10 protein-coding genes are annotated in these 13,190 nt (G+C 56.2%); 4 read left to right on the forward strand and 6 right to left on the reverse strand.

What is annotated here, in order from left to right; translation table 11 throughout:
• Nucleotides 1–108: 108 nt before the first annotated feature.
• Nucleotides 109–1,116 (reverse strand): DNA-binding protein, encoded by a 1,008-nt coding sequence (locus V6L81_RS14680; RefSeq protein WP_095000269.1) that lies wholly within the window; start codon nucleotides 1,114–1,116, stop codon nucleotides 109–111.
• Nucleotides 1,117–1,294: 178 nt separating this feature from the next.
• Between V6L81_RS14680 and V6L81_RS14685 the strand changes: the two genes are divergently transcribed.
• From V6L81_RS14685 to ahpF, 3 genes are all read left to right on the forward strand, one after another.
• Nucleotides 1,295–2,233, forward strand: coding sequence for a site-specific integrase (locus V6L81_RS14685; RefSeq protein ID WP_095000268.1), 939 nt, complete (start codon nucleotides 1,295–1,297; stop codon nucleotides 2,231–2,233).
• A 172-nt stretch (nucleotides 2,234–2,405) separates the two neighbouring features.
• Nucleotides 2,406–2,969, forward strand: a complete 564-nt coding sequence (gene ahpC, locus V6L81_RS14690; protein WP_016780891.1) for an alkyl hydroperoxide reductase subunit C — start codon at nucleotides 2,406–2,408, stop codon at nucleotides 2,967–2,969.
• Nucleotides 2,970–3,096: 127 nt separating this feature from the next.
• Nucleotides 3,097–4,659, forward strand: coding sequence for an alkyl hydroperoxide reductase subunit F (gene ahpF, locus V6L81_RS14695; protein ID WP_095000267.1), 1,563 nt, complete (start codon nucleotides 3,097–3,099; stop codon nucleotides 4,657–4,659).
• Between the two features lie 56 nt (nucleotides 4,660–4,715).
• Here ahpF and gloA read toward each other — a convergent pair whose 3' ends face one another.
• The 3 genes from gloA to V6L81_RS14710 all read right to left on the reverse strand — a co-directional run bounded on the left by gloA (nucleotide 4,716) and on the right by V6L81_RS14710 (nucleotide 7,929).
• Nucleotides 4,716–5,237 (reverse strand): lactoylglutathione lyase, encoded by a 522-nt coding sequence (gene gloA / locus V6L81_RS14700; protein ID WP_095019190.1) that lies wholly within the window; start codon nucleotides 5,235–5,237, stop codon nucleotides 4,716–4,718.
• A gap of 541 nt (nucleotides 5,238–5,778) precedes the next feature.
• On the reverse strand, nucleotides 5,779–6,138 hold the full coding sequence (locus V6L81_RS14705; RefSeq protein ID WP_095019215.1) for a histone-like nucleoid-structuring protein, MvaT/MvaU family: 360 nt from the start codon (nucleotides 6,136–6,138) through the stop codon (nucleotides 5,779–5,781).
• 243 nt (nucleotides 6,139–6,381) lie between these two features.
• Nucleotides 6,382–7,929: an EAL domain-containing protein gene (locus V6L81_RS14710; RefSeq protein WP_138737997.1), complete on the reverse strand. Its 1,548-nt coding sequence runs from the start codon at nucleotides 7,927–7,929 to the stop codon at nucleotides 6,382–6,384.
• Nucleotides 7,930–8,266: 337 nt separating this feature from the next.
• On the opposite strand from V6L81_RS14710, the gene hppD reads away from it, so the two are divergent.
• Nucleotides 8,267–9,343 (forward strand): 4-hydroxyphenylpyruvate dioxygenase, encoded by a 1,077-nt coding sequence (gene hppD / locus V6L81_RS14715; RefSeq protein WP_095000264.1) that lies wholly within the window; start codon nucleotides 8,267–8,269, stop codon nucleotides 9,341–9,343.
• 57 nt (nucleotides 9,344–9,400) lie between these two features.
• Here the strand turns inward: hppD and V6L81_RS14720 are convergent, their stop codons facing one another.
• Nucleotides 9,401–10,036, reverse strand: a complete 636-nt coding sequence (locus V6L81_RS14720) for a DUF1345 domain-containing protein (RefSeq protein ID WP_095000263.1) — start codon at nucleotides 10,034–10,036, stop codon at nucleotides 9,401–9,403.
• A gap of 52 nt (nucleotides 10,037–10,088) precedes the next feature.
• A complete protein-coding gene (locus tag V6L81_RS14725; protein ID WP_095000262.1) occupies nucleotides 10,089–13,190 on the reverse strand; it encodes an efflux RND transporter permease subunit in 3,102 nt (1,033 codons plus the stop codon).

Consider the following 13,190-nt stretch of genomic DNA (forward strand, 5'->3'; position numbering starts at 1 on the left):
ACGTATTGCCAAACAAGAATCGATTGCATTTGCTGAACGATTGCTGAACGAAGATGGGGGTGTCTATTCAGCTTTTGCGGGAGCGGGCCTGGATCGAGTCAGGTAGTTCTACTGGTCTTTGGTGAGCACGCTTTGTTCAGCATCCTTCTTTAGCTCCTGCAGGCTTTCCAGTGCGGTTTCAGCCTTTATGGCGCGCAAGGAAAGGGCTGCGTGGCTTTCCTGGATCTGTGCGTGGGCCTGTTTCAAGCCTTCACTTTCCTGCGTGGCTACGCGCAGGCGCTCTTGAAGCAGGGTGCGTTCACTTTGCAGTTGACTGAGTTGGGTGTTGAGCTGCGTATTCTGGTTGCCCAGCTTGTGCTGCAGGTCATTGGCCTGGTTCAGTTCCTTGCCCAGTGCGCGGCTCTCGCTCAGTACGCGCTCATTGTCGCGATGCAGCTGGGTGATTTCATCCTGGCGTACCAATGCACTTTGCTGGGCCTGACGCAGTTCCATTTGCACCTGCTGCAACTGGCCTTCATGACGGCGCTGATCCTGCTCGCGCTGTTCCTTGGTCGCGCTGCGATAGTGCTCCAGCGCATCGCGGGCATGCAGGTGCTTCTCTTCCAGCGAGCGGATCTGCTCGTCACGGTCCTTGAGGCGCAGGTCAAAGTCGCTGCACGCCTGGTTCAGGGCGGCATTGCGGGTCTGCTCGGTTTGCAGCATGGAGCGGGTGGCGTCGAGACTGGCGCTTTCCTGCTGCAGTGCTGTGCCCTGAATCTCCAGCTGCTGTTCCAGCTGAGCCCGGGCCTCCTGTGCTTCGTTCAACTGCGCCTGCAGTTGCACTTTGAGCTGTTCGTAATGCGCCTGAGCCCGGTCAATGGGCTCTTGTGCCTGCTCCTGCAGGCGCTGGGCGAGGCGGGCAACCAGCTCAGTCAGCTCATCATCGATTTGCTCACGAGGCACGCCGCGGCGCGAATCAACTTCGTCCAGTTCCTTTAGATAGCGATGGATCGTGGTTTTCGACCCGGTATTGCCCATCTCGATACGTACCGCATCAATGCTCGGGTGTTCGCCTCGAGCCAGGATCGCGGTGCGTGCAATTTGCACCACTGCCTTGTTTACGCCGCCACGGGCCATGGTCATCTCCTACGATTATGTACTGTGGTATGTATCATGTAATTACATACTAGATTAGCACATTTTATTGATGTTATTTAATGAAAAATAAGACGGGATATACTGGTATTATCCCGTGCCAGAGCCTTAAAACTGCTTTTAAGGCCTGTTTTCGGTACGCCACACAAGAGAACTGCCCATGAGCGAGCTGGATCGCTACCTGAACGCCGCGACCCGCGACAACACCCGCCGCAGTTATCGGGCGGCCATTGAGCACTTCGAAGTGACCTGGGGCGGGTTTCTGCCGGCCACCAGCGATAGCGTGGCGCGTTATCTGGTGGCTCATGCCGGGCAATTGTCGATCAACACCCTCAAGCTGCGCCTGTCAGCGATTGCCCAGTGGCACAACAGTCAGGGGTTTGCCGACCCGACCAAGGCGCCGATGGTGCGCAAGGTATTCAAGGGCATTCGGGCACTGCATCCCGTGCAGGAGAAGCAGGCGGCACCGCTGCAATTGCAGCATCTTGAACAGGTGGTCGAGTGGTTGGAGGCTGAGGCCCTGGCGGCGCAAGCCAGTGGTGATCAGCCGGGGCTGCTGCGCGCAAGGCGTGACGCCGCCCTGATCCTGCTCGGTTTCTGGCGCGGATTCCGCAGTGATGAGTTGTGCCGCCTGCAAGTCGAGCATGTACAGGCTGTAGAGGGGGCAGGCATTACCTTGTATCTGCCACGCAGCAAAAGTGACCGCGACAACCTCGGCAAAACCTTTCAGACCCCGGCCCTGCTGCGACTGTGCCCGGTGCGCGCCTATATCGAATGGCTCAATACCGCGGCGTTGGTCCGCGGCCCGGTGTTCCGCGGAATCGATCGCTGGGGCAACCTGGGGGAGGAGGGCTTGCACGCCAACAGTGTGATCCCGTTGCTGCGCCAGGCGCTGGAGCGTGCGGGCATTGCGGCCGAGCAATACACCAGTCACTCCCTGCGTCGCGGTTTTGCGACATGGGCCCATCAAAGTGGCTGGGACTTGAAGTCACTGATGAATTACGTCGGCTGGAAAGACATAAAGTCAGCCATGCGCTATGTTGAAGCCACCCCGTTTACCGGGATGAGCATCACCGCGCAAAAAAACATCGGCAACTGATCGACATCAAGTTGAAACCTGTTCAGGTGGATCATATTTAGTTTTCGGCTATTTATAGGTACGCCTGATAGCTAAAACCAATCGTCAGCATCAGCTTTGCCAATGAGCCAGATACGAAATGTGTTGTTAGGATTCACCCCATCAACTTTTCAACCCTGACGGAGAGTCAACGATGCCTATCATCAACAGCCAAGTTAAACCATTCAAAGCAACTGCCTACAAAAACGGCAGCTTCGTGGAAGTGTCGGACGCTGACCTGAAAGGCAAGTGGTCGGTGGTGTTCTTCTACCCGGCCGACTTCACCTTCGTTTGCCCAACCGAACTGGAAGACCTGGCTGACAACTACGAAGAGTTCAAAAAACTCGGCGTGGAAATCTACAGCGTGTCGACTGACACCCACTTTGCCCACGCTGCCTGGCACAACACTTCGCCAGCCATCGGCAAAATCCAGTACACCATGATCGGCGACCCTACGCTGACCATCTCCCGCAACTTCGACGTACTGATCGAAGAAGCAGGCCTGGCTGATCGCGGCACTTTCGTGATCAACCCTGAAGGTCAGATCAAGATCGTCGAGCTGAACGATGGCGGTGTTGGCCGTGACGCTTCCGAGCTGCTGCGCAAAATCAAGGCCGCTCAGTACGTTGCTGCTCACCCGGGCGAAGTGTGCCCTGCCAAATGGAAAGAAGGTGAGTCCACCTTGGCTCCATCGCTGGACCTGGTTGGCAAGATCTAAGGCCGTGAACCAGCCAAGGGCGGTGATCCGCACCTGAGTTGTAAGCCGCATCGCCCTCAAAACGCCCGGGCGAGATTCGCTCGGGCGTTTTTTTGTAAAAAATTCATGTTCAAAGGAGATCGCCCGTATGTTGGACGCCAATCTAAAAGCTCAGTTGAAGTCATACCTGGAGCGGGTCACGCAGCCGATCGAGATTGTTGCCTCTCTCGACGACGGTGCGAAATCCCGTGAAATGCATGACCTGTTAAAAGAAATCGCCAGCCTTTCCAGCATGATCACCCTGCTGGATAACGGTAACGATGTGCGCAAGCCTTCGTTTTCGCTGAACCGCCCGGGCGGCGATATCAGCCTGCGTTTTGCAGGCATTCCGATGGGCCACGAATTTACTTCGCTGGTGTTGGCCTTGCTGCAAGTAGGCGGCCACCCATCGAAAGCCAGTGCCGAAGTAATTGAACAGATTCGCTCCCTTAAAGGCGAGTTCAACTTCGAGACCTATTTCTCGCTGTCCTGCCAGAACTGCCCTGACGTTGTGCAGGCGCTGAACCTGATGGCAGTGCTTAACCCGAACATTCACCATGTGGCGATTGACGGTGCCCTGTTCCAGGACGAAGTGACCGAGCGTCAAGTGATGGCGGTACCCAGCGTTTACCTTAACGGTGTCAACTTTGGTCAGGGCCGCATGGGCCTGGAAGAGATTCTGGGCAAGCTGGACACCAGTGCAATTGAGCGTCAGGCCGAAAAAATCAGCGCCAAGGAAGCTTTTGACGTGCTGGTGATCGGCGGCGGCCCGGCCGGTGCTGCCGCGGCGATCTATGCTGCCCGCAAAGGCATCCGTACTGGTGTGGCTGCCGAGCGCTTCGGCGGTCAGGTGCTGGACACCATGGCCATCGAGAACTTTATCTCGGTTCAGGAAACTGAAGGGCCAAAGCTCGCCACTGCACTTGAGGAGCACGTCAAGCAATACGACGTCGATATCATGAACCTGCAGCGTGCCGACAAGCTGATTGCCGGCAAGGCAGGTGAGTTGCACGAGGTGAAGTTTGCCAGCGGCGCTTCGCTCAAGGCCAAGACCGTAATTCTGGCCACCGGTGCGCGCTGGCGTGAAATGAACGTGCCCGGCGAGCAGGAATACCGTAGCCGTGGCGTGGCTTACTGCCCGCACTGCGACGGTCCGCTGTTCAAGGGCAAGCGCGTCGCGGTAATCGGCGGCGGCAACTCTGGCGTCGAAGCAGCCATTGACCTGGCGGGTATTGTGGCGCATGTCACCCTGCTGGAGTTCGATACCAAACTGCGTGCCGATGCCGTGTTGCAACGCAAGCTGCACAGTTTGCCAAACGTGAAGGTCATCACCAATGCACAGACCACCGAGGTCACCGGTGACGGCCAGAAAGTGAACGGCCTGCGCTACAAGGATCGTCAGTCCGGTGAAGTTCATACGGTCGAACTGGAAGGGATCTTTGTACAGATCGGCCTGTTGCCAAACACTGACTGGCTCAAGGGTACTGTCGAGCTTTCGCCCCGCGGCGAGATCGTTGTCGATGCCCGCGGTGAAACCTCGATCCCCGGCATTTTTGCCGCCGGTGACGTGACCACCGTGCCATACAAGCAGATCGTGATTGCAGTGGGCGAGGGCGCCAAAGCCTCACTGAGCGCCTTTGATCACTTGATCCGTTCTTCAGCGCCGGAATAACCGGGCGCAAACAAAAAACCCCATGAGCAGTCATGGGGTTTTTTTTCGTTCGATTTTTACATCGGTTGTGGCTGGATGATTTCGACCCAGTAACCGTCCGGGTCCTTGACGAATGCCAGGGATTTCATGCGCCCATCGTTCAGGCGCTTCTGGAAGTCCACATTCAGAGCTTCAAAGCGCTCGCAGGCAGCACGAATATCCGGTACCGAAATGCAGATATGGCCAAAGCCGCGCGGGTCGGTGTTGCCGTTGTGGTAGACCACGCTGTCATCGGTTTCTGAACCGTGGTTATGGGTCAGCTCCAGGATGCCGGGGATGGACTTCATCCACAGTGTACGGGCTGCGTCGTCTGCCGGGATCTGCGCCTTGTCCACCAGGGCCAGAAAGTACAGGCTGAACTCGGCTTCAGGGAAGTCGCGCTTCTCAACCAGCGAGAAACCCAGGACGCGGGTATAGAAATCCAGGGATTTCTCGATGTTCTTGACGCGCAGCATGGTGTGGTTGAAAACGAAGTTGTGCGTTGCGCTATCCGGGGAAGCAGTGACGCCGGGAATGTTGTTCAGGTCTTGCAGGCTCATGAACCCTCCGAAAATAAGGCATAGGTGATCGGTCGCTACGTTGAGCGTGATGGGCGAATGATACGGAATGTGACGTCTGGCGCCAAACCCGTTTTCAGGGCGCAAGCGGTCTGCGGCAGGGAGGCAGTTGGGTTGCGGGGCAAATCACGGGCAAAAAGAAGCCCGCCGAAGCGGGCATGGGGCGCTAGTCCTTTAGCAGCCTCTATCCTGTGACCCGCGATGTGAAAAAATTGTGAAGCGCCGGCGTGTTCACGGTCTTTTGGACGCATGGATGTCACAACAGGATAATTCCTACTCGGTATTACTGTTTTAGCCGTAGTCAGTTGAGTGTTGGCGCACGGGCGGGGCAGTTATTGATGCAGGCATATTCAACGACGGAAGTGGGCAGTGCCTTTTCTGGCTGGCACCTTCATGTGGTGCATTAAACATCCGCCCAAGATTAAGCAAAGTTGAATCAAGTTGAACCTTTTAGTTAAACAGCTTTAAAAGTTGTGCGGATAAAAAAGCCCTGCACAGGCAGGGCTTAGAGTGTGCACGGGCTTTATGCACGAAGCCAGGTATCCACGGTGGCTGCGCCGTATTCTTCTTTCCAGGCTTTCAAACCGCGGTGGTTGCCGCCTTTGGTTTCTATCAGCTCGCCGGTGTGCGGATTCTGATAGACCTTAAGCACCCGCGCCTTGCGCTGCTTGGGCGCAGATGCCCCTTTTGACGCCGCAGGGTTGGGGTCAAGGATGGCGATGATGTCCCGAAGATTTTTACCGTAGGTTTTCATCAAGGCTTGAAGTTTTTCTTCGAACTCGATTTCTTTTTTAAGTCCGGCATCATTTTTCAAGGCTTCCAATTGAGCCAGCTGTTCTTGTAGCGCTTTTTCAGCAGCGCGAAACTCAGCAAGTCTAGACAAAGTCATTACTCCATTCACAGCTTCGGTGGTACGTGACCGAGGCGAATTAATGATGTTTGGTTTGGAATACACAAGATTTACAGTGCGTGCGTCCAAGGGGGTTGCTCCTGGTCGGCACGCCTGTTGATGCAATCATTTAAAGTTCGTGTCGCGACAAAAAAATTGTAGTTGTTAATTCTTGTGCTGCCAAGTCCCGCGCGGGGCAGTTTGAAAAAAGTTTTTAAACTGCACGGCTGTTTATTATTAAGTGGTCGTTAACTGTGCCTGCAAAGCCCGGATAAAGTCGACCGGTTGCATTGGCCGGGCAAATAAATAGCCCTGCAAAAAATCAACCCCATGGTCGGCCAGGTACTGGCTTTGCTCTTGTGTTTCTACGCCTTCGGCGACAATGCCCAGGTCCAGCTTGGCGCTTAGTTCAATAATGCTCTCCAGAATATGCCCGGATAATGCATCGGCGCCGATCATGGCGACAAAGCTCTGATCGATTTTCAAGTAATCAACGTTGAACTCGCGCAAGTAACTCAAGCTGGAATGGCCGGTGCCAAAGTCATCAATGGCAATCATGACCCCCAGTGCGTGCAACTGGCTAAACAATTGATGGGTTGTGGTGCTCGGTACGATCAACTCGCGCTCGGTAAGTTCCAGTACAAGATTGATATGCCCTGGCGGGAACGCTTCGAGAAAGCGCCGGCAGTCCTCTACCAACTCGAGATTCTGGCAATGATGAGCGGTAATATTGAATGCCAGGTGAAACCCGCGCTCCATGCTATTGGCATGAGGGGCCAGCAAGAGTGCGGTTTGTTCCATCAGCGAGCGCGTCATCGGCACAATCAATCCCGAATGTTCTGCGAACGGGATAAACAGATCGGGACGAACCAGCCCTTCTTTAGGGTGTTGCCAGCGCATCAATACTTCGGCGCCGGCCCATTGTTTGGTGTCGCCCCTTACAACCGGCTGCAAGTAAGGAATAAATTCGGCAGCGTCCAGGGCTCGCTGCAGTTCATGGGTGGGGGAGGTGGCGCGTTTTTTGAGTTGATGAACTGTCGCCGCAGAAATAACCCCGAGGAACATAAATAAAGCCATCAAGCCCGGGTATTGCGAGGCGACATAGCGCCAGATTTCACCCTCATTAAACCCGGCGACTACGCGGTAGGGGTAATCAGTTGAAGGTACTGTTGCTTGAGCTACGGGCAGATGAGGTGACGGTGTGTTGCGCACCAGGCCATAGCGATCAATCCATACATTGCCAACTTCTATCAGTAATTGGGTTTTCTGATTGATCAGCCCTAAAACGTTAACCAGATGAAAACCGTACAGGCTGATCAGCACGCCGCGCTTTTCCTGGTTTTGCCGATAAACCAGGACGGGGTCATTGGGTGTCACCAGCGTGCCTGGCATCAGCCACAACACACCACCCGCATAGTTTTCGGGGGTTACGGCTTCTTTGAAATTGCCAAATAAAGAAGTGCAGTAAATCTGGTTGTCCCACACCAGGTTAACCGAACGCACGAAGGGTCGGCGCGTGACCTGATCGCGCAAGGCCAGTTCAACGTGCTCGCAGTCCTGGCCTGCCAGCGGCAAGACGACATCGGCAGCAAGCTTTGCATTGTCGAGCATCAAGTCAAACTGACGCACTGCCTCTTGGGCGGTTTGTGTGGTCTCCTGTTTGAGTGACCGGTTGGCCTGCCAGACAATGATCAGAACCCCCAGTACTACTGGCAACAAGCCGCTAAGTACAATCAGGGCGTAGCGATCAGTCCATTTTCGGCTCAGCTTCAGAGTGAGTGGCATGCAGGATCCTGGTAACGCGTGGGGATGGCTTGGGTGCAAACTGACAGAACAATAGTAAAGGCATGCGCCGCACACAGGGCAATTTCATATGGCGTAGGACAAATATGATTACGCCATGTAGAATCGGCTTACGCATACAAGAATAACGACTTCTGCGAGCAGAAGCCCTACCGCGTAAGAGATGGATCGAAATGAAGCGATTCGGGTTGCAATTGATCTACGGTGATTTTCTCGCGCGCAGTGTACGCGGGATCTCCTGTGCGCCTCCTGCCAGCATCCGCATTCTTAGCAAATAACCTCTGTTAATTCTAAAAATGACCATGATGAGGCGCCAAAAATGGCTGATCTATACGAAAACCCGATGGGCCTGATGGGCTTTGAATTCATCGAATTCGCGTCCCCTGTACCCAATACCCTTGAGCCTGTATTTGAAATCATGGGCTTCACCAAGGTAGCAACCCATCGCTCCAAGGACGTGCACTTGTATCGCCAGGGCGATATCAATCTGATCCTCAACAATGAGCCCCACAGTGTTGCGTCCTACTTCGCGGCGGAACACGGTCCTTCGGTTTGTGGCATGGCTTTTCGCGTGCGCAATGCGCAACAAGCCTACAACCGCGCGCTGGAACTTGGCGCACAACCAGTGCATATCCCTACAGGGCCAATGGAGCTGAACCTGCCAGCCATTAAAGGCATTGGCGGCGCGCCGCTGTATCTGATTGATCGTTACGGTGAAGGCAGTTCGATTTACGATATCGACTTTGTCTTTATCGAAGGTGTAGACCGCCACCCGGTAGGTGCCGGGCTCAAGATCATCGATCACCTGACCCATAACGTGTATCGCGGGCGTATGGCTTACTGGGCCAACTTCTACGAGAAGCTGTTCAACTTCCGTGAAATTCGTTATTTCGACATCAAGGGCGAATACACCGGCCTCACTTCCAAGGCCATGACCGCTCCGGACGGCATGATCCGCATTCCCTTGAACGAAGAGTCGTCCAAGGGCGCAGGCCAGATCGAAGAATTCCTGATGCAGTTCAATGGCGAAGGCATTCAGCACGTGGCTTTCCTCAGCGATGACTTGATCAAAACCTGGGACGCCCTGAAAAAAATCGGCATGCGCTTTATGACGGCACCGCCTGAGACCTACTACGAAATGCTGGAAGGGCGTCTGCCGAATCACGGCGAGCCGGTTGAAGCCCTGCAATCGCGTGGCATATTGCTGGACGGTTCCTCTGACTCGGATGACAAGCGTCTGCTGCTGCAGATCTTCTCGGAAACCCTGATGGGGCCGGTGTTCTTTGAGTTTATTCAGCGTAAGGGTGATGACGGTTTTGGTGAGGGCAACTTTAAAGCGTTGTTCGAATCCATCGAGCGCGACCAGGTACGTCGTGGCGTATTGAGCGCTGACTAACAGAGTTGCTGACTAAAAGCCCCTCTCCCAAAGGGAGGGGGGCTTTGAACTGCCCGGTTAAAACAATCCCGCCGCAATATTGATCGAAAACCCCAGCACGGCCGTGTTGAACAAAAACCCCAGCAGTGAATGCCCCAGCACCGCCTTGCGCATTTCTCGGGTAGCGATACTCACATCAGCTGTTTGTACCGCAACACTGAGGGTGAAAGAGAAGTACATAAAGTCCCAGTAGTCCGGGTTCAGTTCCCCTTCAGGGAAGCGCAACGCCGGCTCGGTTCCTTCGTTGTTATAGAACAGTCTCGCGTAATGCAGGCTGAAAATCACCCCGATCATCAACCACGAACCCACCACCGTCAGCCCGGTAAAACCGTAATGCATCAGGCGATCGTCATCGCTGAGCTTGCTGCCTGACAGTTCAAGGGTAACGGCAGCCAGACTGGCAATCGAAGCAATGCACACGGTGATCAACACCATACTGGCGTTTTCATCTTCCACTTCGGCTGTACTTTTCACGTCACTGGCTTTGGAACGGATCACCAGCCAGAGCGTCATTGCCAGATACAGCCAGACACCGGCATTCCAGCCCAGCAGGAATTTGCTGGTCAGAGTGGAGGCTGGAGCAAAGATGCCTACTGCCACCCCGATCAGGGTGGCGACAGTAAGGCGAGGATGGGTGCGGGCAAGGTGCGGCATAAACAATCCCTGTTACCAGTTAATACAGCACCTTAGCACGCAGCGCGCTGGCTTAACGCTGACGAGGTTTACTTCTTGTCAGTTTCATTACAACAACGAAGAATACTGGCACAAATACCACTGCCAGGGTGGCGACGATCATGCCGCCAATCACCCCCGTACCGATGGCCTGCTGGCTGGCCGAGCTGGCCCCCGTGGCAATGGCCAGTGGCACTACACCGAGGATAAACGCCAGCGATGTCATGACAATCGGCCGTAGACGAAGGCGGGCGGCTTGCACGGTAGCGTCCACCAGATCATGGCCTTCGTCGTACAGCGTCTTGGCAAACTCGATGATCAAGATGGCGTTCTTCGCGGACAAACCAATAATCGTAATCAGGCCTACTTTGAAGAATACGTCATTGGGCATCCCGCGCAGCGTGACTGCCAGCACGGCGCCCAGGACGCCCAATGGCACTACGAGCAAAACCGCAGTCGGTATCGACCAGCTCTCGTACAACGCTGCCAGGCACAGGAACACGATCAGCAGCGACAAGGCCAGCAGAACCGGTGCCTGCGCCCCGGAAACCTGCTCCTGCAAGGACAGGCCGGTCCATTCCAGACCCAGACCTGCAGGCAACTGGTCGACCAGACGCTGCACTTCTACCATCGCCTCGCCGGTGCTGTGGCCGGCAGCCGACTCGCCGGAGATGCTGATCGCCGGGTAACCGTTGTAGCGGGTCAACTGCGATGGCCCCTGGATCCAGCGGGCCTCGACAAAGGCCGAGAGCGGTACCATCTTGCCCTGGTCGTTGCGCACATTGATTTTCAGCAAGTCTTCGACCTGGCTGCGCTGGTCGCCTTCAGCCTGCACCACGACCCGCTGCATGCGCCCCTGGTTCGGAAAATCGTTGATATAGGCCGACCCTACGGCGGTAGACAGCACTGCGCCGATGTCTGCAAAGGAGATGCCCAGCGCATTGGCGCGCTTGCGATCGACCTCCAGCTGCACTTGCGGGCTCTCTGCCAGTGCTTCTTCGCGGACATTGGCCAGCACCGGGCTTTTTTCCGCCAGTGCCAGCAGTTCGCTGCGGGCTTGCATCAAGGCGTCATAACCGACCCCGCCGCGGTCTTGCAGGCGGAACTCAAAACCACTGGACGTACCCAGGCCGCTGACCGGGGGTGGCAAGATGGCAAAGGCAATCGCGTCCTTGATTTCACTGAAGGCAGCGTTGGCCCGATCGGCGATGGCAGACGCCGAGTCTTTGGCGCCGCGTTGCGACCAGTCCTTCAGGGTGGTGAAGGCCAGTGCCGCGTTTTGCCCGCTGCCCGAGAAGCTGAAACCCAGAATCATCGTGGTGTTGCCCACGCCGGTCTCGCTGGCGTTGTGGGCCTCGATCTGCTCGACCACGTTGATTGTGCGGTTCTGGCTGGCACCGGGTGGCAACTGGATATCGGTGATGATGTAACCCTGATCCTCGACCGGTAAAAAAGACGAGGGCAGGCGAGCAAAGCACAACACCAGAACCACCAGCAAAGCACCATATAGCAGCAGATAGCGGCCGCTGCGCTTGATCAGATGCACCACCCAGTTTTCATAACCTGCGCTCAGGTGCTCGAACTTGCGGTTGAACCAGCCAAAAAACCCGCCCTTGGCGTGATGCTCGCCCTTGGCTATCGGCTTGAGCAGGGTTGCGCACAGCGCCGGGGTCAATGACAGGGCCAGAAATGCCGAGAACAGAATCGAGGTCGCCATCGACAGCGAGAACTGCTGGTAAATAACCCCCACCGAGCCCGGCATGAATGCCATCGGAATAAACACGGCCACCAGCACCAGGGTGATGCCGACAATCGCGCCGCTGATCTGGGTCATCGCCTTGCGTGTGGCCTCGCGGGGCGACAACCCCTCGCTGACCATGATCCGCTCGACGTTCTCCACCACCACAATGGCATCGTCCACCAGAATACCGATGGCCAACACCATGCCGAACATGGTCAGGACGTTGATCGAGAATCCCAGCACCAGCATCGTGGCGAACGTGCCCATCAGCGCCACCGGCACCACCAGGGTCGGGATCAGGGTGTAGCGAATGTTCTGCAAGAACAGGTACATCACCAGAAACACCAGCACCATGGCTTCGACCAGGGTGTAGATGACCTTGGTAATCGAGACTTTGACAAAGGGCGTGGTGTCATAGGGGATGGTGTACTCGACACCGGCCGGGAAGTAGCGGCTGAGCTCGTCCATCTTGGCGCGAATCAGGTTGCCGGTATTCAACGCGTTGGCTTCCGGGGCCAGCTTGACGCTGAAGGCGCTGGCCGACTTGCCGTTCAAGCGGGTGCCGTACTGGTATTCCTGGCTGCCGATCTCAACCCGGGCCACATCGCTGACGCGCACGGTTGAACCGTCCGGGTTGGCACGCAGAACAATATCGGCAAACTCTTGCGGGGTTGAGAGCTGGCCCTTGACCAGTACGGTCGCGGTGATCTCCTGGGTGGAACGCCCCGGCAAGTCGCCGATGCTGCCTGCTGATACCTGGGCGTTCTGGCTGGCAATGGCCTGGTTGACATCCGCCGGGGTCAGGTTGAAGCCGATCAGCTTCTGCGGGTCGATCCAGATGCGCATGGCCCGTTCGGCACCATACAGCTGGGCCTTGCCGACGCCGTCGATACGCTTGACCTCGTTCATCACGTTGCGCGCCAGGTAGTCGCTTAGCGCGACCTCGTCCAGCGTGCTGGTGCTGTCGGCGGTCAGGGTCACCAGCATCAGAAAGCCCGAGGAGATCTTCTCCACCTGCAAGCCTTGCTGGATAACCGCCTGGGGCAGGCGTGACTCCACCGCTTTAAGGCGGTTCTGGACATCCACCTGGGCCATTTCCGGGTCAGTGCCGGGCTTGAACGTCGCGGTAATGCTGGCACTGCCCAGGCTGCTTTGGGATTCGAAATAGAGCAGGCCGTCGGTACCGTTGAGCTCCTGCTCGATCAGGCTGACTACGCTTTCGTCCAGGGTTTGTGCCGAGGCGCCGGGATAAATCGCGTACACCTCGACCTGCGGCGGTGCCACATCGGGGTATTTGGCGACGGGCAGCTGCGGGATGGCCAAAGCCCCCGCCAGCATAATGAACAACGCAACGACCCAGGCAAAGACCGGGCGGTCGATAAAGAACTGCGGCAT

The sequence above is a fragment of the Pseudomonas bubulae genome (genome assembly GCF_037023725.1).
Lineage (GTDB): Bacteria > Pseudomonadota > Gammaproteobacteria > Pseudomonadales > Pseudomonadaceae > Aquipseudomonas > Aquipseudomonas bubulae.

Bases quoted from the DNA above. Each gene is read 5' to 3' on its own strand.
- V6L81_RS14680 (WP_095000269.1), bottom strand. From the start codon at position 1,116: ATGGCCCGTGGCGGCGTAAACAAGGCAGTGGTGCAAATTGCACGCACC.
- V6L81_RS14685 (WP_095000268.1), top strand. From the start codon at position 1,295: ATGAGCGAGCTGGATCGCTACCTGAACGCCGCGACCCGCGACAACACC.
- ahpC (WP_016780891.1), top strand. From the start codon at position 2,406: ATGCCTATCATCAACAGCCAAGTTAAACCATTCAAAGCAACTGCCTAC.
- ahpF (WP_095000267.1), top strand. From the start codon at position 3,097: ATGTTGGACGCCAATCTAAAAGCTCAGTTGAAGTCATACCTGGAGCGG.
- gloA (WP_095019190.1), bottom strand. From the start codon at position 5,237: ATGAGCCTGCAAGACCTGAACAACATTCCCGGCGTCACTGCTTCCCCG.
- V6L81_RS14710 (WP_138737997.1), bottom strand. From the start codon at position 7,929: ATGCCACTCACTCTGAAGCTGAGCCGAAAATGGACTGATCGCTACGCC.
- hppD (WP_095000264.1), top strand. From the start codon at position 8,267: ATGGCTGATCTATACGAAAACCCGATGGGCCTGATGGGCTTTGAATTC.
- V6L81_RS14720 (WP_095000263.1), bottom strand. From the start codon at position 10,036: ATGCCGCACCTTGCCCGCACCCATCCTCGCCTTACTGTCGCCACCCTG.
- V6L81_RS14725 (WP_095000262.1), bottom strand. From the start codon at position 13,190: ATGCCGCAGTTCTTTATCGACCGCCCGGTCTTTGCCTGGGTCGTTGCG.